The sequence below is a fragment of the Shewanella sp. HL-SH4 genome (assembly GCF_051164845.1).
Taxonomy (GTDB): Bacteria; Pseudomonadota; Gammaproteobacteria; order Enterobacterales; family Shewanellaceae; genus Shewanella; species Shewanella glacialimarina.
In genome coordinates, this window is record NZ_CP195037.1 from 4,276,344 (window position 1) to 4,297,227 (window position 20,884).

21 protein-coding genes, 1 tRNA gene and 1 pseudogene are annotated in these 20,884 nt (G+C 39.3%); 8 read left to right on the plus strand and 15 right to left on the minus strand.

Going from position 1 to position 20,884, the window contains the following annotated elements; all coding sequences use genetic code 11:
* Positions 1–13: 13 nt before the first annotated feature.
* Entirely contained in the window at positions 14–799 is a 786-nt protein-coding gene (gene gloB, locus ACRWQL_RS19790) for a hydroxyacylglutathione hydrolase (RefSeq protein WP_434951793.1), read from the minus strand.
* A 126-nt stretch (positions 800–925) separates the two neighbouring features.
* Between gloB and ACRWQL_RS19795 the strand changes: the two genes are divergently transcribed.
* Positions 926–1,621 (plus strand): class I SAM-dependent methyltransferase, encoded by a 696-nt coding sequence (locus tag ACRWQL_RS19795; protein ID WP_434929044.1) that lies wholly within the window; start codon positions 926–928, stop codon positions 1,619–1,621.
* Positions 1,622–1,631: 10 nt separating this feature from the next.
* Here ACRWQL_RS19795 and rnhA read toward each other — a convergent pair whose 3' ends face one another.
* Positions 1,632–2,105 carry a ribonuclease HI gene (rnhA, locus tag ACRWQL_RS19800; protein ID WP_434951795.1) on the minus strand — a complete coding sequence of 158 codons (474 nt, stop codon included), beginning with the start codon at positions 2,103–2,105 and terminating at the stop codon, positions 1,632–1,634.
* Positions 2,106–2,176: 71 nt separating this feature from the next.
* Here rnhA and dnaQ point away from each other — a divergent pair, with 71 nt between their 5' ends.
* From dnaQ to ACRWQL_RS19820, 4 genes are all read left to right on the plus strand, one after another.
* Positions 2,177–2,905, plus strand: a complete 729-nt coding sequence (gene dnaQ / locus ACRWQL_RS19805; protein ID WP_434931863.1) for a DNA polymerase III subunit epsilon — start codon at positions 2,177–2,179, stop codon at positions 2,903–2,905.
* The gene (locus tag ACRWQL_RS19810; RefSeq protein WP_434951797.1) at positions 2,887–4,266 is read left to right on the plus strand and encodes a TIGR03503 family protein; all 1,380 of its coding nucleotides are present in this window, start codon (positions 2,887–2,889) and stop codon (positions 4,264–4,266) included. The genes dnaQ and ACRWQL_RS19810 overlap by 19 nt, the downstream gene beginning before the upstream one ends.
* 98 nt (positions 4,267–4,364) lie before the next feature.
* Positions 4,365–4,441 (plus strand) — tRNA-Asp (locus tag ACRWQL_RS19815).
* A gap of 302 nt (positions 4,442–4,743) precedes the next feature.
* Positions 4,744–5,937 (plus strand): amino acid aminotransferase, encoded by a 1,194-nt coding sequence (locus ACRWQL_RS19820; RefSeq protein ID WP_434926160.1) that lies wholly within the window; start codon positions 4,744–4,746, stop codon positions 5,935–5,937.
* Between the two features lie 43 nt (positions 5,938–5,980).
* Here the strand turns inward: ACRWQL_RS19820 and yvcK are convergent.
* Positions 5,981–6,921: pseudogene (gene yvcK / locus ACRWQL_RS19825) on the minus strand (uridine diphosphate-N-acetylglucosamine-binding protein YvcK).
* 154 nt (positions 6,922–7,075) lie between these two features.
* On the opposite strand from yvcK, the gene ACRWQL_RS19830 reads away from it, so the two are divergent.
* On the plus strand, positions 7,076–7,711 hold the full coding sequence (locus tag ACRWQL_RS19830; protein WP_434926158.1) for a DUF2987 domain-containing protein: 636 nt from the start codon (positions 7,076–7,078) through the stop codon (positions 7,709–7,711).
* Between the two features lie 143 nt (positions 7,712–7,854).
* On the opposite strand, the gene ttcA is transcribed toward ACRWQL_RS19830, so the two are convergent.
* The 11 genes from ttcA to ccoN form a co-directional block, all read right to left on the minus strand.
* The gene (gene ttcA / locus ACRWQL_RS19835; protein WP_434926157.1) at positions 7,855–8,799 is read right to left on the minus strand and encodes a tRNA 2-thiocytidine(32) synthetase TtcA; all 945 of its coding nucleotides are present in this window, start codon (positions 8,797–8,799) and stop codon (positions 7,855–7,857) included.
* A gap of 89 nt (positions 8,800–8,888) precedes the next feature.
* On the minus strand, positions 8,889–9,815 hold the full coding sequence (gene uspE / locus ACRWQL_RS19840; RefSeq protein ID WP_434931867.1) for a universal stress protein UspE: 927 nt from the start codon (positions 9,813–9,815) through the stop codon (positions 8,889–8,891).
* 97 nt (positions 9,816–9,912) lie between these two features.
* Positions 9,913–10,665 (minus strand): electron transport transcriptional regulator EtrA, encoded by a 753-nt coding sequence (etrA, locus tag ACRWQL_RS19845; RefSeq protein WP_434926155.1) that lies wholly within the window; start codon positions 10,663–10,665, stop codon positions 9,913–9,915.
* Positions 10,666–10,723: 58 nt separating this feature from the next.
* Positions 10,724–11,410, minus strand: coding sequence for a sulfite exporter TauE/SafE family protein (locus tag ACRWQL_RS19850; protein WP_434951799.1), 687 nt, complete (start codon positions 11,408–11,410; stop codon positions 10,724–10,726).
* Entirely contained in the window at positions 11,407–11,628 is a 222-nt protein-coding gene (gene ccoS, locus ACRWQL_RS19855) for a cbb3-type cytochrome oxidase assembly protein CcoS (RefSeq protein WP_434951801.1), read from the minus strand. The genes ACRWQL_RS19850 and ccoS overlap by 4 nt, the downstream gene beginning before the upstream one ends.
* The gene (locus tag ACRWQL_RS19860) at positions 11,625–14,021 is read right to left on the minus strand and encodes a heavy metal translocating P-type ATPase (RefSeq protein ID WP_434951803.1); all 2,397 of its coding nucleotides are present in this window, start codon (positions 14,019–14,021) and stop codon (positions 11,625–11,627) included. Before ACRWQL_RS19860 ends, ccoS begins: the two co-directional genes overlap by 4 nt.
* A gap of 15 nt (positions 14,022–14,036) precedes the next feature.
* On the minus strand, positions 14,037–14,516 hold the full coding sequence (locus tag ACRWQL_RS19865) for a FixH family protein (protein ID WP_434951805.1): 480 nt from the start codon (positions 14,514–14,516) through the stop codon (positions 14,037–14,039).
* A gap of 116 nt (positions 14,517–14,632) precedes the next feature.
* Positions 14,633–15,601 carry a cytochrome-c oxidase, cbb3-type subunit III gene (gene ccoP, locus ACRWQL_RS19870; protein ID WP_434951807.1) on the minus strand — a complete coding sequence of 323 codons (969 nt, stop codon included), beginning with the start codon at positions 15,599–15,601 and terminating at the stop codon, positions 14,633–14,635.
* A gap of 5 nt (positions 15,602–15,606) precedes the next feature.
* Entirely contained in the window at positions 15,607–15,783 is a 177-nt protein-coding gene (locus ACRWQL_RS19875; RefSeq protein ID WP_226415775.1) for a cbb3-type cytochrome oxidase subunit 3, read from the minus strand.
* Positions 15,784–15,792: 9 nt separating this feature from the next.
* Entirely contained in the window at positions 15,793–16,407 is a 615-nt protein-coding gene (gene ccoO, locus ACRWQL_RS19880) for a cytochrome-c oxidase, cbb3-type subunit II (RefSeq protein ID WP_226415776.1), read from the minus strand.
* Between the two features lie 12 nt (positions 16,408–16,419).
* A complete protein-coding gene (gene ccoN, locus ACRWQL_RS19885; protein WP_434926149.1) occupies positions 16,420–17,853 on the minus strand; it encodes a cytochrome-c oxidase, cbb3-type subunit I in 1,434 nt (477 codons plus the stop codon).
* A gap of 257 nt (positions 17,854–18,110) precedes the next feature.
* On the opposite strand from ccoN, the gene ACRWQL_RS19890 reads away from it, so the two are divergent.
* On the plus strand, positions 18,111–18,572 hold the full coding sequence (locus ACRWQL_RS19890) for a hypothetical protein (protein WP_434951809.1): 462 nt from the start codon (positions 18,111–18,113) through the stop codon (positions 18,570–18,572).
* On the opposite strand, the gene ACRWQL_RS19895 is transcribed toward ACRWQL_RS19890, so the two are convergent.
* Positions 18,569–20,149 carry a DUF3369 domain-containing protein gene (locus ACRWQL_RS19895; protein WP_434951811.1) on the minus strand — a complete coding sequence of 527 codons (1,581 nt, stop codon included), beginning with the start codon at positions 20,147–20,149 and terminating at the stop codon, positions 18,569–18,571. The two genes, ACRWQL_RS19890 and ACRWQL_RS19895, sit on opposite strands and share 4 nt — an antisense overlap.
* 187 nt (positions 20,150–20,336) lie before the next feature.
* Here ACRWQL_RS19895 and ACRWQL_RS19900 point away from each other — a divergent pair, with 187 nt between their 5' ends.
* Complete coding sequence (locus ACRWQL_RS19900) at positions 20,337–20,555, plus strand: hypothetical protein (protein ID WP_434951813.1); 219 nt, start codon at positions 20,337–20,339, stop codon at positions 20,553–20,555.
* The last annotated feature ends 329 nt before the right edge of the window (positions 20,556–20,884 follow it).

The window sequence follows — 20,884 nt, forward strand, 5'->3', positions numbered from 1 at the left end:
TGTTTATATAGGATTAAAAGTTATCTTTCCATAGCCTTAGGTTTTTAAACACTTGAATTTCATCATTAAGTTTTTCATTTAAATGTGATTCAACAGCTGTTTTAACGGCAAGGTCATCGCATTGAAGAAATGGATTAACTCGCTTTTCTAAACCAATACTGCTTGGAATCGTGGGTTTATTATCATTTCTCAATGCGTTAACTTCACAGACGTAATCTTGTAAAACCTGATTATCAGGCATGACAACAGTAGCAAAAGTTAGATTTGATAAGGTATATTCGTGGGCACAAAACACTTTTGTCGAATCTGGTAATTGAGACAAGATAGACAGCGAAAGTGACATCTGCTGTGCAGTTCCCTCAAACAATCGGCCGCATCCGCCGCTAAATAATGTGTCACCACAAAATAAATTATCATCCATAATATAGGCGATATGTCCTCGAGTGTGTCCGGGAACACTAATGACCTTTATATCTGTATTCCAATCTTTAATGTGTAGTATATCAGTTTGATGTTCTGTCAATTCTATCGGCTGAGTCAATCCTGTAATTGACTCATTATAGGGTCCGAAAACGGTTAATTTATCTTGATAATAGCTTTGTAATAATCCGATACCACCAGTATGATCATGGTGGTGATGAGTAATGAGTATGCCGGCCAACTGAATGTTGTTTGCTGTAAGATAATCAATCACACTTTGGCCACAACCAGGATCAACAACATATGCATGGTTTGAGTTATATTGAATTAACCAAATATAATTATCATTAAAGGCGGCAATACGGTGGATTTGATACATTATCATTCTCGAGTTTCATCATTCGTTTTGATAGAGTAAACATATCAGCGACTTTGTTCAATAATGTGCGCTTTTTAGGAGTTCAATTTGCTAGATGGATCAGATGTTAATGACGCAACAACACCCATGATTTGGCAGGATTTTGCATGCGGTGATTACATTGAATCTGAAATCAACTTAGCCCTTAAAGCCTGGTGGCCAAGGCTATTTGGCTATCATTTATTGAAGTTAGGTCCTTTAAGCTCTGCTATTAACAGCCTGCATTGCCAAATAAACTATCATTTTAGTGTGTACCAAGACCCAAAAGCTTCGATTAATGCCAGCCCAAAACACTTACCCATACAACAAAATTGTATTGATGCGGTACTCATGACGGCCTTACTTGAATATGAGTCCGACCCATATCAAATTCTCAGGGAAGTGGACAGGGTAATTGTGTCGGGAGGATATGTTATCATCGCAGGCTTTAATCCTATTAGTCCTGCTTTTTTTGGTAAATTAATGCCAAAGTATCAATCTCAATTGCCCTGGAGTGGTCATTTCTATATGCCATCAAGAGTGAAAGATTGGTTAGGCTTATTGGGTTATCAAGTATTAACCGATGATCGTTTGGTGTATCACCATTTGTTGACCCAATACCCTAGTAAATTCGGCTGGCATAACCGACTTCAAAACTGGTTGCCTAGTACTGGCGGTATGTATTTGATTGTGGCGCGAAAACTTGACTCACCTTATACACCTATACGCGATAAACAAAAGATTAAAGCCCCTAATTGGTCCACCGCGCCTTCTGCTGGGCGCTCTGGATTAAGAGTTAAATAGTGGGTTGATGTTAACTGGCTTGATAATGAATATCTTTTTGTAGATTATTACCCATAGCAGCATTGCGGGCTAAGTCATCACATCGCTCGTTTTCAATTTGGCCAGAATGTCCTTTCACCCAACGCCAGTCAATTTTGTGTTTTTGACTGGCGGCGTCAAGACGCTTCCATAAATCGACATTTTTAACTGGCTCGTTAGCTGAGGTTTTCCAATTCTTTTTCTTCCAGCCATGGATCCACTGAGTGATCCCTTTACGCATATATTGACTATCACTTATCAAAATAATGTTACAAGCATCAAAAAGTGACTCTAAGGCTACAATTGGCGCTAATAATTCCATCCGATTATTGGTGGTAAGTTCAAATCCGGCAGACAATTCTTTTTGCTTTTGCTTATAGATCATCACGACACCATAACCGCCAGGGCCTGGATTGCCAAGGCAAGAGCCATCGGTATAAATATGAAGTTGTTTTAGTTCAGTCATTGAATTGATACACTTGCTTTTAAGTAACATTTTGGCGCTAGTATACTCATAACCTTAAGATGACTAAATAAATGAATATCATTTCTTCAGCACCACGACAAATTATTCTCGATACAGAAACAACCGGCATGAATCAAGCTGGCGGCCCAATTTACATTGGTCACAGGATCATAGAAATAGGCTGTGTTGAGGTGATAAACCGTCGCTTAACGGGACGTATATATCATCAGTATATTAACCCAGGGCAAGCTATCGATCCCGAAGCCATTCAAGTTCACGGCATAACCGATGAACGTGTTGCGGGTGAGCCTAGATTTCATCAAATAGCGCAGGATTTTATTAACTTTATTGATGGAGCTGAAATTGTTGCGCATAACGCAAACTTTGATGTCAGCTTTATGGATCATGAGTTTTCTAAACTTAATCCAGTCGGTCCTAAAACCAAAGATATCTGTCAAATCCTCGACTCGTTAGCGATAGCTAAGCGTTTACACCCAGGTCAGAAAAACAATCTAGATGCGCTTTGTCGCCGTTATGGTATTGATAATACTCGTCGTACCTATCATGGCGCATTACTTGATGCTGAAATTTTAGCGGATGTTTATTTGATTATGACTGGTGGTCAGATCAAGTTTAATTTATCCAGTGAAAAAGCAGGACAAGAGGCCGGTGGTATTAAAAGAATTGATCAAAATGCGTTTAATCTTAAAGTGATCCGCGCATCGGCCGATGAGATAATATTACATGAACAAAGACTTGATTTAGTTGCTAAATCAGGAAAATGCCTCTGGAGAGGATAATTCACTTAATGAAATCAATGGGTGTTTACACGTTAACGATACTTGCTAGCCTTTGTTGGTCTATTTCAACAGGCAGCTTTGCGGCTGTCGCTAATTCAACCACAATGAGTAATTATGTGCCCGCACCCTATGCGATGGAACTGAAAAATAGGTTCAGAATCGATCATAAAGTTGATCAGGTTACGTTAATTGTTCAACGTAATTATGGATCATCCCCCGTGGTTATCGTGCAGCCAGATGGCAGTAAATGGTACTCATCTAGACACCCTGAATCCGTAAAATGGGTAGATGGCATTACTGGCGATATCATTTCAATAGCTAATCCAACGCCAGGTCCATGGCAATTGCTTGGTGATGTTTTACCTGGTTCAACTATTGAAAAAGTATCCAAAATTAACATTGATGTTGAACCGTTGCCGCAACCTTTATACCAAGGTGAGCGATTAAAAGTCCTTGCACGATTAACCGCTGATGATTTAACCATGCGGATGCCAGGTTTAGAATTTATGATTGAGTGGACATCAAAGTTTACTAGCCAACATTTACCCAGTGATGATAATTTTGCCACTGGTACTATTATAGTTGGAGCATATAAAGACAATGGTGAAGACTTAGATGAACGACCTGATGATGGAATTTTTACTGGCAGTACTAACCTAGAACAACCGTCAGGCCATTATGTATTAAGTGTTACAGCGAGAAACAACATATTTGAACGTGAATATAGTATGCCTTTTTTACTGTCTAAGCAGCCTGTAAACGTAAAAATGGTTGCTCCAGAAGATCCACTAACGGGAACCTGGTATTTAGAAGTTTTGGTCAATGAAGCCGAAGTCTTATTGTCTCAAACCCATATTCAATTTGAGCTTGTTGGTCCTGCTGGTTTGCATGTGCCCGTGGTATTAATGGGAGTGCCAACACCTGAATATATGTTACCTCTGCCTTCAGTTTCAGCGTTTGGTAGTTACCGTGTAAAAGGAACTGTGGCGAGTACTACTATTCGTGGGCGAGAAATACTGCTCAATATCCCTGAAATGTTTTTTAATCTGGTTGAGCCACCGCCACCACCGCCAAGTGCGGAAGAGTTAGCCGAGAAAGCGGCTGTTATCGCAAGGGCAGAAGAAGAAAAGGCTAAAGAAGATGCTGTTTTTTTAATAGCAGTGATAAACGGGGTATTGTTTTTTCTCGGGATCATAGGCTTTATTATCTGGCGTAAAAAGCAAGCTCTTTCAAAAGCGTTAGCTGCTGCAGAGGTTAGATTACAGCAAGAAGAGCTTGAAACTGGCAAAAAGAAAAAAGATGATAGTTTAGATTTAGATCTCGATGATATTGATTTGACAATACCAGATGATAAAAACTAATTGGTTATTTTTTAGCTAATCAAATTAAAATGTTATAAATATCTATTGACGGCATAAACAGACAACTTTATTATCTCGACGTTAGATTAAAAGAATTTGGAGCGGTAGTTCAGTTGGTTAGAATACCGGCCTGTCACGCCGGGGGTCGCGGGTTCGAGTCCCGTCCGCTCCGCCAAATTAGAGAAAGCCTCATCAAATGATGAGGCTTTTTTTATACCCACTGCAAAGTTTATTGTTATAGCAGGGGTGTTTTTTAAAAGCGGCTTTGATTCAACTATAATATTGATATGCCATATTGATTTCATATTTAGCAATAATTAACCATTATTTTGCTGCATTCACATTTAAGTGTGTTTTTTATCTCAACATTCAAAAATCTCACTACTCAGATCTGAACAGCAGTGGTATAAATATCGAAACCACCCAGTACTCGAATCAGTACTCAATCATGTAAGTCACTATTTTAGGAATGTTGTAATGATTTTCTCTCAAGTATCCCAAGCTCCTGCTGATCCCATCTTAGGTTTAACCGATGCATTTAAAGCTGACCCTCGTGCCCATAAGGTTAACTTAGGTGTCGGTATTTATAAAGATGAGGCTGGTCAAACCCCAGTACTCACATCGGTAAAAAAAGCAGAAGCTAAGCTTTTAGAAGTAGAGAAAAGTAAAAACTACCTTGGAATAGAAGGTGTAGAGGCTTACAACAAAGTAGTGCAAACATTATTGTTTGGTGAAAACAGCTCACTTGTTACTAATAACCGTGTTGTTACCGCTCAAGCACCGGGTGGAACAGGCGCATTACGTGTTGCTGCTGAATTTTTATCAACTAACACCACATCTAAAACCATTTGGGTCAGTAATCCAACCTGGGCAAATCATCAAAATATTTTCGAAACAGCCGGCTTGACGGTTAAGCAATATCAATATTATGTAGCTGAAACCCATGACATGGATTTTGATGCTATGGTTGCTGACTTATCTGAAGCAGCACAAGGTGACATCGTTTTATTACACGGTTGTTGTCACAACCCAACAGGTATTGATTTAAACATTGAACAGTGGAAAGTCATAGCACAGCTTTGTCTTGAACAAGAATTATTACCTTTATTTGATTTTGCATACCAAGGTTTTGGTACTGGTATTGAGGAAGATGCGCAAGGCTTACGTGCCGTTGCTGCTGTTGTGCCAGAGTTACTAGTGGCTAATTCATTTTCAAAGAACTTTGGATTGTATAATGAACGTATTGGTGCTGTGACATTAGTCGCGCAGGATCAAGCTACTGCAGCTCGCAGTTTTAGCCAAATTAAAAGAACTATTCGTGCAAACTATTCAAACCCTCCTGCACACGGTGGTTTGATCGTTAGCACTATTTTGACCGATGCTGACTTACGTCAAGAGTGGGAAAGTGAGTTAACTGCGATGAGAGTGCGTATTGGAGAAATGCGTCTACTATTTGTTGAGAGCTTAAAGGCTGAAGGGGTGACCCAGGACTTTAGCTTTATTTCACGTCAAAATGGTATGTTTAGCTTTTCAGGTTTAAGCAAAGAACAAGTCAATCGACTACGTGAAGAATTTGCTATTTATATTGTGGGTTCGGGTCGTATCAGTGTTGCGGGACTGACCAAAGATAACATGCCTTCAGTATGTCGAGCCATTGCACAGGTTTTATAACACCCAATAATTTCGCGATAGGGTTATGAAACGAAAGGGATTGCTAAGCAGTCCTTTTTAATGCTTTAAATCTACTAACACTACAAATAGCATCTCCTAAAGCTAGTATATCGTGTAAACCTTTGTGATGTGAACTGACTAAACTAAACTGATGAAAGTTAACCTTAGTGCCTGAACAGACTTTAGTGGTAACAGCAGGTGATTTTATATCACAATGTTGGATCACATCACTGATGATATCCTTGCCTACAATTTGATTAACCCAACCAATTTTCTCTTCAATACTAAATTGATTTGCTACCGAATATTCATCCGTTAAATTATCAATAAAAATGACTTTAGCCTGCGATGCTCTAATATATTCGGTAACTTTTGGCAGTAATAAGGGGGCAGAATACTGGTCAAAAAGCTCCCAGGCCCGAGAATAATCAAATCAGCATCTTTAATAGCTAAGCATGCTTCAATGGTAGCCTCAACTTGCGGCTCTAAACTTAATGCTACAGGTGCCTCTATCATTTCATCTACATTAAGCTCTCCAATGACCTTTTTACCACAACCCATTATTGCCGTTAAATGTGTCGACGCTTCGGACATAGGAATAATAGAGGTATTTATCTTAAGTATGGTACGCACTAAATTGACCGCATCTAATGGTCGAACACAAAGTTGGTCAAGGGCATGCAAAATAACATTACCTAAGTTATGACCACTTAATTCATTGGTGCCGGTAAAACGGTGATCAAAAAGACAGGCACTTAATGAAGGGCGAGGGGTTAAATGAGACAGACAATTTCGTAAGTCGCCCCATGCAATAGTCTGTTGGTCTTGTCTTAAACGTCCTGTAGAACCACCATTATCTGTTGTGGCAACAATGCCGGTTAATCGATTACCTAAAAAAGATAACGAGGCAAGGACGCGACCCAATCCATGACCGCCACCGATAGCAACGACTTTGTTATAGCTTGATAAACGTTGATTTAACATATAATTACTTGTCTCTTTCCATGAGAAATTAACCAATTGAGTGTGATAGAATAAGCTTTCATTGATTGTATTATACATTACGACAAGACACGCTATAAACATGCGTTTTATACCATATTTGATAGGTGTTTATTGTCCAAACAGGATTATTGATATGTTGTTGCGCAAGTTAGTTGTTTTGGGGATCACATTATGTTCATTTAGTGCCTTTAATGTGATGTCAGACACCGTTTCGTTAGAATATAATAGTTTTTATAATCCACTTAAGCGGGTTAATAAAGGCAGTTATCCGAATGTTGAATTAGCATTTAGTGTTCCAAAATCAGATAATTGTAAAATTATTTCAGGAAATATTACTACTGAGTCGCAATCATTTCCGCTAACGTATACTCAAGAGCAGCGTATATATATTCCATTCAATGAAGATTTAAAGTCAAATCGCGGCCTAATTAATATTGAAGTGCAGGGTGACTCTAGTCAGTGCGGTATAGCAATGCAGGTTAGAGCACGTGAAGCTCTTAGCGAATATCGCAATAATCAATTGCAATTAGTGTTAAATGACATGAATGGTCTGCTTGATTCTTTACAAGGTTTTCCAATGAAGTACTTTAGAAAACCACTGTCTGGTTTAACATTTGAGTTTGCAAATGATAAACCCATCATTATGACGTTGAACGGCGAAACTCAGCAGATCAATGAACACTTTACCTTAAGCAGTGAAAAGATCGCATCCTTGATACATTTAACTTTTTCAGAAAAGCCAAGCGTAGTGAGCCCCTGGGTTAATTAATATAATGATGGTTTAGCTATTTTTATAGGTGCCGAATTGAATTGCCAGGTCAATGGGATATAGCTGACTATCATTGCACGCAACATAGATCAGAAAAACAAAAAGCCCTGAACTCACAGGGCTTTTTATTAAGTGAATATTTTTTATGGTTTAAATGTCGTCACAATATCAATGCGTTGTGCAGCATCAAGATCGATATGCCCATTGTTGCTAATATCTAGAAAATCAAACGCGGGTAAGTCAGACTCAGCAACATCCCCTTTTAATGGGGCGTCAGCATCGCGTTGTAAACTTAGAAAATCAAATTGGTCGCGATCAACACCTTGGGACGGCGCAGTATTTTGCATAGCGGTAAAGATAGTTTCAATTCTACCTGGATACTGTTTATCCCAAAGGTTAAGCATATCTTTTATCGCACCGCGCTTTAAGTTTTCCTGTGAGCCACATAGATTACACGGAATAATTGGAAACTCTTTTAAAGTTGCATATTCCGCGATATCTTTTTCACGACTGTACGCCAAAGGCCTAATCACCATGTTAGCACCGTCATCAGAAAGTAACTTAGGTGGCATTGCTTTCATTCTTCCACCATAGAACATATTTAAAAATAATGTTTCTATGATGTCGTCCCTATGATGTCCCAGGGCAATTTTAGTCGCGCCAATACGCTGGGCAAAGCCATACAAAGTACCACGACGTAGTCGAGAACATAAAGAGCAGGTGGTTTTACCTTCAGGTATTTTATCTTTAACGATAGAGTAGGTGTCTTTTTCTAGAATGTGATACGCAATGCCTAGCTTGTCCAAATAGGCAGGTAAAACATGTTCTGGGTAACCGGGCTGTTTTTGGTCAAGATTGACGGCAACAATATTGAATGAAATTGGCGCTCGTTTCTGAAGCTTAATTAAGATATCAAGCATGGCATAACTGTCTTTACCGCCAGATAAGCAGCACATAACTAAATCACCATCTTCAATCATGTTGTAGTCGGCAATTGCACTACCAACTTCGCTACGTAAGCGTTTTTCCAGCTTGGTCATACGGGTGATATTTTGTTTAACTTGATCGAGTTGTTCTACTTCAGACATAAAAATGCGCCCAGTAACTGTGTGTTTCAGGGCGCGTATTATTCCAGTAATATCTTACTGGGTAAAGTAGAACTCAAAGATAGCCTGAGTTATTCAGCTAAAGGTGATTTGTAACCGTCGGGTTTGAGCGCTAATAAATCACAATTTAAGCTATCAATAACATGTTCAGCAGTATTACCTATTAATGCGGCTGAAAAACCAGTACGGCCAACTGTGCCTAAAATAACTAATTCAGCATCCAGTTTTTCAGCAAGTTCTGGAATAACATCCTCTGGTAATCCTTCTTCAACATGACAATTTTCATAATCAATATTGTATTCTTGGGCAATATAGCGAACACGTTCTTCATGCTGGACTCTAACACTGTCGTTATAGGCATTGGCATCAAAGTCTGGTAGTTCAATAGCAAGGTTAACCGGCGTACCGGGATAGCCATTGACCAGATGAACTTCGGCGGAAAACTTAACCGCTAAGTCTTGTGCATAACGGATAATCTTGCCGTTTAAATTTTGCTGATCTTCATCTTCTGATGCGACATTAACGGCACAGAGGATTTTTCCTGCAACTGGCCAAGCGTGTTCTTTTACCATTAATACCGGTTGCGGGGCTTTACGCATAAGATGCCAATCTGTCGGGGTAAAAATAACCGCCTTCAGTTTGTCATGTGCGTGTGTGCTTTTAACAATTAAGTCGTAATCCCCAGCAATAGCATGATTAATGACAGATTCGAAAGGGCGGTTATGCCAAACAACCTGACAATCAATAATATCAGGATTGTTTGTTTGTAAAATTAGCTCATTTAACCATGCGGTGCGTTGGTCAATAACACCTTGTCGCATGGCTTCTCTCTCTTGGGCTGACAGTATTGAAGTCATTTCGTAGGAGAAATCAAAAATAGATAAGAAAGCGGTAATCTTAGCTTGGCTTTTTGAGGCTAGCTCAATGGCTCTGTCTAGTGCTGCTTGATGGTCTGTTGTAGGGTTAATAATAACCAGTATTTTTTTATATTCCTTCATATAACCTCCAAAGCCTTTAAATTTAGTGAGTTAGTAATATATATTAGTATCACCTTTTACTCATTAACATAACTTGAACTAGATCAAATAATCATCATTAAGTGGCGATCCGCGCATGTCCTGCCAGCAATCCTAATGCTTGATGATCCACTATTGAAATGTATTTACCATTAACTTCAATGAGACCGGATTTTTGAAAACGGCCTAATAAACGGCTTATTGTTTCAACCGTTAAACCCAGATAATTACCAATATCACCACGAGTCATGGTGAGTCTAAATTCTTTAGGTGAAAAACCACGACTACCAAAACGATTGGCTAAATTATTAATAAAGGCCGCAAGACGTTCTTCAGCATTTTTCTTGGATAATAATAAAATCATTTCTTGATCGCTCATGATTTCACTGCTCATTAAACGCATAATTTGTTGGCGTAATTTGGGCATAACACCTGACAGTTCATCTAAGGTATCGTAAGGAATTTCACATACCATAGATGTTTCTAATGCTTGAGCAAAACTTTGATGAATTTGCGAGTGAATGCCATCAAACCCAATAACGTCACCCGCTAGATGAAAACCGGTAATTTGTTCGTCACCTTGTTCGGTAATCGTATAGCTTTTAATTGTACCGGAGCGAATAGCGTATAGCGCCCGTAAGTTGTCGCCGGATTTAAAAATTTGGTCGCCTTTTTGAACCGGTTTTTTACGTTCGATAATATTATCCAGTTTATCGAGTTCTGAATCATTCAATGTGAAAGGAATGCAAAGTGTCGACATGCTACAGTCATGACAATGAATAGCATTACCTCCAGAATTTGGACGACGAACTTTGTTTTGATCACTTGGCATAATGGTTCCTAAATCATATCAACAATATCATGGTAAACTAAATCAAATTGGCCAGCCACTAAAGTTGATAAATAGCGACGTAGATAGTCTGTAAACCAAAACCAATCAGTAATAAGCCACTTATGATTCTTACCGATTTTCTCTGTACCCAATTTGCTAACTTTTTTGCTGCAAGTCCTGCAGTTAACAATGCAGGTAGGGTGCCTAAGCCAAAAGCTAGCATAATAAGCCCACCTTGAAGTGCACTGCCTGAAGCCACTGACCAAGTCAACGTACTGTAAACTAAACCACAGGGTAACCAGCCCCAAACCATACCCGCAAGAATGGCTTGGCTAGGGTGCTGAATAGGAAGAACCTTCTTTGTTAAAGGTTGTATTACCGCCCATAAACTTTTACCTATTTTTTCAATATAAACAATACCAAACCAAATTTGAGCAATGTATAAACCGGTAATAATCATCATAATACCGGCAAAAAAGCGTAAATATAAAAGGTAGTCGTCGACCGCAAACATTGCGCCAAGTGCTGCAGTGCTACCGCCGACAATACTTCCTGCAATGGTATAGCTTGTGATGCGGCCAAGATTATAACTAAGCAAAAAACTTAATTGATTCGCCAGCTGATTACCTGCACGATTAGGAAGGTTAGCTGAAAAGGCGCCTATCAAGCCACCACACATGCCAAAGCAATGTGCCGCGCCCATTAAACCAACTAGAAATGCACCAACAAAGTTAAATTCAATCACAAAGGAGTCTCTGGCTTTTCATCACTGTCTTTATGTTTGACGTTATCGGAATGTGAGAGCTGTTTAGCTTGTTGCTGATTATCATCATCAAATAAAATCGACACGCTTTGTCTGTCCAGATCATCAAATTGTTCACTTTTAACGGCCCAGAAAAATACCCCCACTGCGATTAATACAAATACCATTGCAATCGGGATTAATACATAAATAATAGTCATAATTTAAGCCTTAGCAGTCGTAAACTGTTACTAACAACAATGATAGAACTCACCGACATACCGATAGCGGCAATATAAGGCACCACATGACCGGTGACCGCAAGCGGTAAAATAATCACATTATATCCAAAAGCCCACGCTAAGTTTTGTTTAATAATTCGATTGGTATATTTTGATACTGTAATAGCGTCATTGAAACGGGAGAGGTGGTCGCCAAGCAAGATTAGATCGGCACTGTTTTTGGCTATTGCGCTGCCACTTCCCATTGCAACCGAAATATTCGCTCCAGCTAAAACCGGAGCATCATTTATTCCATCACCAAACATGGCAACTTGTTTGGTTTGCTGTAACTGGTTAATTAAATCTAACTTTGATTGTGGGCTCAGTCCTGAGTGCACATCAGTAATACTAAGCTGCTTGGCTAAGAAGTTAGCATGACCTGAACTGTCTCCTGTCGCCATACTTATCCCAATAGATTGATCTTTTAACGTTTGAATCACTTTTTGACTGTCAGGCCTAATGTCATCGTTTAATTCAAATGACGCCACTAACACATTAGCAATACTTAAATACACATGTTGATGCTCAACACTTTTATGATTAGGCAGATGTTCAGTTTCTTGTAAACAAAAAGCTAATGACCCTAACTTAACGAGCTTACCTTTTAAATACCCTTGTACACCTTGGCCTACTTCATGACGTATGTCATCAATAACCTGATTAATATCGTGGTAAGGGATAAACACCTGCGCAATAGGGTGCAATGAACCTTGCTCTAATGTAGCCGCTAAAGATAAGGCACTGCTTTGATCAATATCAGCAAATAATTGCACAGAGCCCAGCGACAGTTTACCGCATGTCAATGTGCCTGTTTTATCAAATACAACATGATTGATGTTAGGCAGTTTTTCAAATACACCGGACTTTCGAGTAATAATACCTAATTTAGTAAAAATTGCTGTGGCACAGGTCACTGCTGTTGGCGTGGCGAGCGCAAGTGCACATGGGCAAGTAGCCACTAAAACAGATAGGGTCACCCAAAATGCATCTTCAGGCGAAATTTGTAGCCAAATAAAATAGGTGAGGGTAGCAATAGTTAAAATAGTGGCCGAAAAATAGCGGGCTAATCTATCTGCTAATAAGGCAATGTTAGGCTTATTATTAGAGGCAAACTCTTGTAATCGAATAATTTCAGCAACTAATTGATCTTGGCCTAATGCAGTCACTTCAACTTCAATTGGCTGGTCAATATTTATTGTTCCTGCATAAACCTGCTGATTAGCTTGCTTTAACACCGGCATTTGCTCACCTGTGAGCATAGATTCATTAAGACTTGATAAACCTTTAGTAATGATACCGTCTGCCGCAACAATATCGCCAGGGCGGACTAATATAATATCGCCCACTTTAAGTCTTTTTGCTGCAACCTCTATTGCTTGTCCATCTTGCATAACATGTGCAGTGACAGGTACCAGCTTATGTAAGTTACTTGAGCTAACAGATGCTTTTTGTTTTGCTTGCTGCTCGAAGTAGCGCCCCAATAACAAAAAGAAAGTAAACATAGAGACGGATTCAAAATACACTTCGCCATTACCATTAACCGTTGCAATGCAACTTGCTATATAAGCACCTGCAATGGCAATGGACACAGATAAGTCCATGTTCAATTTACCTAACAGTAGGCTGCGAATAGCGCTAAAATAAAAAGGCTGTGCAGAGTAGAATACTACCGGAGCGGCAAATATCATGCTTACCCAGCGAAAGTAATCCCTAAGTTCCACATCTAAAGCTGAAAAATAGCCTGAATATAAGGCGAGGGCAAACATCATGACCTGCATGGTTGCAAAACCCGCTAAACCTAAACGCAGCAAAAATTTTCTGCTTTCTGCTTTACTGAGTTTTTCTTGGTCATCAACTTGATAAGGTGCCGCCTGATAACCAATGTCGCTGATTTGTTTTAGTATGTGACTTAACTCAACATCGCCTGCATGCCAAGTTACTATGGCGCGTTGAGTGGTTGAGTTAACATTAATGCTGGCAACACCTGATAAGGTTTTAACTTTATGCTCAATTAGCCAGGCACACGCAGCGCATGTTATACCATCAATAGATAAAGATAGGCTTTTAAGGGTACCCTGTTGGTGTACTAAATCCTGCTGTACTTCGGGTAAATCATAAGCACTGAATTGATTTAATCCCTCGGGAATGAGCGCACTTTGCTTATTGCCTGGCTCACTTCTAAATCGATAATAGTTAGTTAATCCTGCATCGATAATAGCTTGAGAAACGGCCTGACAACCAGGGCAGCACATTAGTTGTACTTGCCCATCAATGATTGTGGTGAATTTATCTGCGGTTAAAACCGGTTCATTACAATGAAAACATGATGTCATTAGGCACAGCTCGGGTTAGTTTAACCAATACTCAACGTTATCTGTTATATCTATACGTTGCTGAATGCGCCATGTAGCATCAAAACCTTCAATACGAATTTCCCAAGGGCCCATAATAGACTCATCTAGCGGGATCCGATAAATACCTAAACCATCAGCAGTCACTTTTAAATCAATATCTTGTGTTTCAAGCGTTCTGTGATAAAAATTGATACTCAAAGCAGCTGTATAGGCGGGGCCTCCGTGCTGGGTTATCTCAATCATATTGTTATTAATTTTCGCTAAATACTGCATGCCAATTTTTTTTGCATGGTTTATTTTACGTAAATCTTGGTTAATGGCTTTGCCTTCTTTGTAGTATTCTTCTGCCACTAATGAGTCAGAGTTATCTAAGGCGATATACAATAAGTTAAAGCTGGCAATAACGGCACAAAGTGGCAATATGATTAAAAACCAGGGCCAAAACTGCTTATACCAGGGTTCAATATCTGACATGGAAATTCCTAATTTAGTATTATTTCTGTTACGTTATTTTACAGGTTAACTGCTTAATTATCACTTAAAAAAAAGGCCTCGTTTGAGACGAGGCCTTCACTATTACAGTTATGTAACTATTTGTTTGATAAACTATATACGTAAGCAGTTATTACGTGAACTTTCTCTTCACCTAATATATCTTTCCATGCTGGCATCACACCGGCACGACCGTATTGCAACGTATGAATAATATCACCACGACTACTGCCATATAACCAAATGTTGTCGGTTAAGTTAGGCGCACCGATGAACTTATTACCGCCACCGTCCATGCCATGACAAGCAAAACAGCCTTTCATAAATGAGCCTTGGCCTTGCGCAGCAAGTGTTTCATCATGTTCACCACCAGACAGCTTAACCACATATTCAGCTAAGCCTTTAAACTCGCTTTCTTCAATGGGTAAACCACCTTTAGGGGGCATCATGCCATTACGACCATTCATCAATGTAGTCTTAATGTCTGTTAATTCACCGCCATACAGCCAGTCTTTATCTGTAAGGTTAGGGAAGCCCTTTGAACCACGGGCATCTGAACCATGACATTGCGAACAGTTTTGTAAAAATAGACGACCACCAACTTTCAGTGCTTCTTCATTTTTTACTAGCTCTTCTAAAGGTGTCGCTAAATAGGCATCAAAAATTGGGCCGTATTTTTCGTCAGCATGTGCCACTTCACGGTCATACTGAGATAAACGATTTTCAGCTTTTGCAGCTTCCAACGCAGCGGCAGAATCAATTTTTATACCTTGTTCTGTACCAATGCTTTGGTTTGAACTGGTCCAGCCAAATAGGCCTTTATAGTTACCAAGTCCTGGGTACATGGCTAAATAAATCAGACCAAAAACGATAGTAATATAGAACATATAAGCCCACCACTTAGGTAGTGGGTTATTGAGCTCTTCAATACCATCGAAACTATGGCCCATTGATTCGCCTTCTTCAATGCCGGTATTATTTTGCGACATTTTACGAAGGATGAAAAAACAGCCTGCAATCACGATTAGTGTGAGTACGGTAATCCAAATACTCCAGAAGTTACTCATAATCATTACTTCTGCTCTCCTGAGTCTTGCGACTTTGTTGGTTTTTCATCATCTGCGAATACTAAGTTAGCCGCTTCGTCAAATTTCGACTTGCTGTGCTTACTGTATGCCCAGAAAAAAATACCCACAAACGTCACCATTACAATAATGGTTAAAATGCCTTGAAAAGTGCCGTAATCCATCATTACCTCCTACTTGAGTGCGTGACCCAAAGACTGTAAGTATGCGATTAGTGCATCCATTTCTGTTTTGCCTTCAACCGCTTTTTGAGCACCGGCCAGTTCTTCTTCGGTGTAAAGTTTATCTTCAGGATGAAAATTACTTAAAATTTCCATTTTCTTCTGGGTCAACTTACCGTCTAAGATATTGTCCATAAGCCAAGGAAAACCTGGCATATTTGACTGAGGTACCACATCGCGAGGATTGATTAAATGCACTTCATGCCATTTGTCGCTATAACGACCACCAACACGTGCAAGATCAGGACCTGTACGTTTAGAACCCCATTGGAAAGGGTGATCCCAAACAGATTCACCAGCAACAGAATAGTGACCGTAACGCTCAGTTTCGGCACGTAAAGGACGGATCATTTGGCTGTGACAGTTATAACAACCTTCACGAACGTATATATCGCGACCTTCAATCTGTAATGCAGTATAAGGAATTAATCCTTCTACTGGCTCAGTGGTATCTTTTTGAAAGATAAGCGGGGTAATTTGCACTAAACCACCAAAACTAATGGCGATAACAGTAAATATACCGAGCAAACCGACATTTTTTTCAATTAACTCATGACTAAATTTCATCGTATCTGCTCCTTATGCTTTTGCTTCAGCAAGTGCTGGCAATGAATCTTTAGGTGCTTTAACAGTACGTATTACGTTGTATGCCATAATGAACATACCTGTTAAGAAGAATACACCACCAATAAAGCGAACGAAGTAGAAAGGATAAGATGCTTCTAAGCTTTCAACAAAGCTATAAGTCAATGTACCGTCAGAGTTAACTGCACGCCACATCAGACCTTGCATCACACCAGAAATCCACATAGAAACGATATATAACACAGTACCAATTGTTGCTAGCCAGAAATGCACGTTGACTAAATTAGTGCTGTACATACGACCGTGGCTAAATAACACAGGTATTAAATGATATAAAGAACCGATAGAAACCATTGCTACCCAGCCCAATGCACCAGAGTGAACGTGACCTACAGTCCAGTCGGTATAATGAGATAACGCATTAACGGTTTTAATTGCCATCATTGGGCCTTCAAAGGTAGACATACCATAGAAAGATAATGACACAACAAGGAAACGAAGCACGGGATCAGTACGCAGTTTATGCCATGCACCTGATAACGTCATAATACCGTTAATCATTCCGCCCCAAGAAGGTGCGAACAAAATTAACGACATCACCATACCTAAAGACTGAGTCCAGTCAGGTAAAGCGGTGTAATGTAAGTGGTGAGGACCGGCCCAAATATACAATGCTATCAAAGCCCAAAAATGAACGATTGATAAGCGATATGAATAAACAGGACGCCCAGCTTGCTTAGGTACGAAGTAATACATCATACCAAGGAAACCCGCTGTTAATAAGAAACCAACCGCATTATGGCCATACCACCATTGCACCATTGCATCTACTGCTCCTGAGTAAATTGAGTATGACTTAGTCAGACTCACAGGAACCGCCATTGAGTTAACAATGTGTAACACCGCAACCGTTATGATGAATGCGCCAAAGAACCAGTTCGCCACATAAATGTGCGAGGTCGTTCTTTTAACAATAGTGCCAAAAAAGACTATCGCATAAGATACCCAAACAATGGTAATCGCGATATCAATAGGCCACTCTAATTCAGCATACTCTTTACCCTGGGTGAAACCCATAGGTAATGTTATCGCAGCAGATAGAATAATTAATTGCCAACCCCAGAAAGTAAATGCGGCTAATTTAGGCGCAAATAAACGGGTTTGACAGGTACGTTGTACAACATAGTAGGATGTAGCGAAAAGAGCTGAAGTACCGAACGCGAAAATTACGGCATTGGTGTGTAGTGGTCGTAAACGACTATACGTTAACCAAGGCGTGTCGAAGTTCAGTTGCGGCCAGATTAACTGAGCAGCAATCAATACACCTACTGACATACCAACAATACCCCACAAAACTGTGGTTAAGGCAAATTGGCGGACAATAGTGTAATTGTAATCAGCGCCTGTAGACTGGGAATGGTTCATCATAATGCTTCCACGGCTTATTACTTATTGGCAAAGTTAGACTTTACCGGTTGATTAGACAATATCTGCTTAAATAAGACTTACTGTCTTGTTTATCAAGTACTGTCAAGGTGTTGACACGCGAAATAGCTATCAAACGCGTGGTGGTGCAATGATACTTGAGCTAGATCAAAAAAGAAACTTAACTCGAGTGTAGAATCTTGATCTAGATCAATGTCTGAAAGATAATGTTATCAATTTGAATAATTAGGTTAAATATTGTGCTAGAGAAGTCACTTTTAGGTATTTTTTTATTTTCACTATGTTTTTTAATAGCATGCGACTCCAATAAAGTTGAAGTTGAATCATCTTTTAAAGCCGATACCAGTTTGTGCGACTTTTATACGGGGTCTTGTAATCAGAAAGTTGATAATGTTGAAGTTCAGCTAACATTTAAGCAGCCAAATGCACCAAGTGAATCACCAATAGATCTTTCAATACAATTTTCAATCCCGGTCACAGATGTCAAAATGACAGTGGAAGGACGTGATATGTTTATGGGTATTATTCCGGTCTTTTTGCAAAAGACCAACTCTCAATCATTTGATGCTCAATTGATATACAGTTCTTGCAGCAGCAATTATATGATTTGGCGCGCAAACGTGTCATTTGAACATGAAGGTGTTTCTCGTTCTGTTTGGTTCGATTTTCTTGCTGATGCGCAACAAAAATCAGCTAATTAACAATCTAACCAATGTGTTTTTATACTTTCAAATATTGTTATGTTATCAATAAACAAGGTTAATAAGCCTGGATCAAAATGGCTGGCAGAATTCTTTCTCATTTCTGCTAATACCTCATCTAAAGGCCAGGCTTCCTTGTAGCACCGTTTATGCGCTAATGCATCAAACACGTCAGCAATAGCCACAATTCTAGCAAAAATATGAATATCCGTGCCTGAAATACCTTGGGGATAACCTGAACCGTCATATTTTTCATGATGTTGTAAGGATATAATTGCCGCGGCTTTTAAAATAGGTCGTTCTGAATTAGCTAAAATTTGATAACCAATAGTAGGGTGTTGCTTCATAATATCCCATTCATCACCATCCAATTTACCGGGTTTAAGCAGCACGTAATCTGGGGTGGCAATTTTACCAACATCATGCATAGGGGAAGCGCGTTTAATTAAATCTGCGTCTCTTTGTGATAATCCAGCCAATAGTGCTAACTCGTAGCAATATTCAGCCATACGTTTAACATGATTTGCGGCCTCTTTAGAGCGGCTTTCAACCACATCACCAAGACGCAGGATTAACTCAGATTGCGTATCTTCTACCTCTTGATTCAATAGTAAGTTCTCAAATGCCACCCCCACATTGATAGCAAAAATATCGACAAGTTTCTTATCAAGGTCACTAATTTTATCTATGCCATCCATGTATAAAATATTAATCCACTGACTTGACTTGGTTGGAAAATAGCCAATAAAGCAATTGTTTTCATAAAGGCATTTTCTCTCATCTAATGCTTTATTGAGTAACGAGATAATATCTTCAGGTAATGCAGTTTCATCACAGCCTTGAAAGCGTCCCGTACCGGCAAGAATTTCAAAACTTTTACTGTCAACATGGCCACTAATTGCATCAATTGCATCAATTGCGTTACATGTTAACAAAAGAGTCTCATTACTTAAATTAAGTAGCGATGCCACTTGATTCAATAATCCATCAGCAAAACGGTGTAAGGTACGTAGCTCAAATAAACCAGATGTTGCTTGTAAAACCCTTTCTAAACCTTGGCGATGTTGTGCCTGGGATATTCTGGCTTGCTCAATTTCCATAATATCGCGATAAGAGCGCAGGGCAGAGTACACGCTGGTCATTAACTTGCGGGCATCAAGTTCAGCTTTTGCTTTATAGTCATTGATATCGTAATTAACAATCACATCTTCTTCTGGTGCCTGGCCAGGTTGTCCAGTACGTAAAATAATCCTCATGGTTCGATTTTTAAAATCTTCACGGATCCATTTAATTAACTCTAATCCTGCATGATCACTTTCCATCACAACATCGATAAATGCTATCGCAATATCATTTTCTTGTTGTAACAACTCCTTAGCTTGCAACCCACTGTAAGCATTTATAAATACCAGCGATCGCCCATCTAACTTAAACCGAGATAGTGCCAGTTTAGTCACTGAATGAATATCTGGTTCATCGTCAACAATTAGAATTTTCCAAGGTGGAAGCGATGGCGGTTGGTCTTTATTGGTTCTTTCTGAAAACAAAGGTTTTTTCTTCCCAATATCAAAAAGCATTTGCTCACCTCTCTTACTGAAAATTGTGAAGATGAATCTATTTTTTAATTCAGATTAAGTGTAGACCAGATATGAATTAATAAAACAAAATGAATTTAAAAACGAAACTATTACAAAGTTACACAAATGCATTTGATAATCATTCTCAAAAACATATAATAGATTAATGACTCAGATGGGGATGAATATGAAAAACGTTAATATTGGTTTAAGTGAGCATAAAATTGCACAGTTGATTAACGAAGGTCACCTATGTGCCGCCGATATTCAGTGCTTAGATAAAGCAAGCAAACAGATTATTTGGCAGCTGTGCCAGTGGTGTTGTCAGAACAGAATTCATTGTCAGAACATCAGTTGTCATTCATCACTAGTGGAGTCTAATAACGAGGCCAAAGTCTTGGTGTAGTCTTAGTCACATAATATCTTTTCTCTAGCGCTGTAATATGGTTGAGCGTACTTATGATTACTGATAAAGCATTGAATATTTTGTACGGGCGCCAAAAAAATCGTTTCACATTCTGGCGTAGTAGCGGTTCAACACTCGAGTAAAGGTAGTCACGGGCAAGTCCAAGATAAACCCCAGCGACAATATGATGATTGTCATAAGCCGTCATGGTTCGACCAATACGCGTCGTTGTTCATTGCATGCGAGCACTGCAACGGCCATTTGAGTTTAACCACAGAAGAAGCGCCATTTAGGCACAAATAGCCACTATCACCACACCTACATATAAC

Excerpts from the sequence above, each read along its gene's own strand:
- ccoP (WP_434951807.1), bottom strand. The coding sequence starts at position 15,601 with ATGAGTAACTTCTGGAGTATTTGGATTACCGTACTCACACTAATCGTG.
- ccoS (WP_434951801.1), bottom strand. The coding sequence starts at position 11,628 with ATGACTATTATTTATGTATTAATCCCGATTGCAATGGTATTTGTATTA.
- ACRWQL_RS19900 (WP_434951813.1), top strand. The coding sequence starts at position 20,337 with ATGAAAAACGTTAATATTGGTTTAAGTGAGCATAAAATTGCACAGTTG.
- uspE (WP_434931867.1), bottom strand. The coding sequence starts at position 9,815 with ATGAAGGAATATAAAAAAATACTGGTTATTATTAACCCTACAACAGAC.
- ACRWQL_RS19820 (WP_434926160.1), top strand. The coding sequence starts at position 4,744 with ATGATTTTCTCTCAAGTATCCCAAGCTCCTGCTGATCCCATCTTAGGT.
- ACRWQL_RS19895 (WP_434951811.1), bottom strand. The coding sequence starts at position 20,149 with ATGCTTTTTGATATTGGGAAGAAAAAACCTTTGTTTTCAGAAAGAACC.
- ACRWQL_RS19875 (WP_226415775.1), bottom strand. The coding sequence starts at position 15,783 with ATGGATTACGGCACTTTTCAAGGCATTTTAACCATTATTGTAATGGTG.
- ACRWQL_RS19830 (WP_434926158.1), top strand. The coding sequence starts at position 7,076 with ATGTTGTTGCGCAAGTTAGTTGTTTTGGGGATCACATTATGTTCATTT.
- dnaQ (WP_434931863.1), top strand. The coding sequence starts at position 2,177 with ATGAATATCATTTCTTCAGCACCACGACAAATTATTCTCGATACAGAA.
- ccoN (WP_434926149.1), bottom strand. The coding sequence starts at position 17,853 with ATGATGAACCATTCCCAGTCTACAGGCGCTGATTACAATTACACTATT.
- ACRWQL_RS19810 (WP_434951797.1), top strand. The coding sequence starts at position 2,887 with ATGCCTCTGGAGAGGATAATTCACTTAATGAAATCAATGGGTGTTTAC.
- etrA (WP_434926155.1), bottom strand. The coding sequence starts at position 10,665 with ATGCCAAGTGATCAAAACAAAGTTCGTCGTCCAAATTCTGGAGGTAAT.
- ACRWQL_RS19865 (WP_434951805.1), bottom strand. The coding sequence starts at position 14,516 with ATGTCAGATATTGAACCCTGGTATAAGCAGTTTTGGCCCTGGTTTTTA.
- gloB (WP_434951793.1), bottom strand. The coding sequence starts at position 799 with ATGTATCAAATCCACCGTATTGCCGCCTTTAATGATAATTATATTTGG.
- ACRWQL_RS19860 (WP_434951803.1), bottom strand. The coding sequence starts at position 14,021 with ATGACATCATGTTTTCATTGTAATGAACCGGTTTTAACCGCAGATAAA.
- ccoO (WP_226415776.1), bottom strand. The coding sequence starts at position 16,407 with ATGAAATTTAGTCATGAGTTAATTGAAAAAAATGTCGGTTTGCTCGGT.
- ttcA (WP_434926157.1), bottom strand. The coding sequence starts at position 8,799 with ATGTCTGAAGTAGAACAACTCGATCAAGTTAAACAAAATATCACCCGT.
- ACRWQL_RS19795 (WP_434929044.1), top strand. The coding sequence starts at position 926 with ATGATTTGGCAGGATTTTGCATGCGGTGATTACATTGAATCTGAAATC.
- rnhA (WP_434951795.1), bottom strand. The coding sequence starts at position 2,105 with ATGACTGAACTAAAACAACTTCATATTTATACCGATGGCTCTTGCCTT.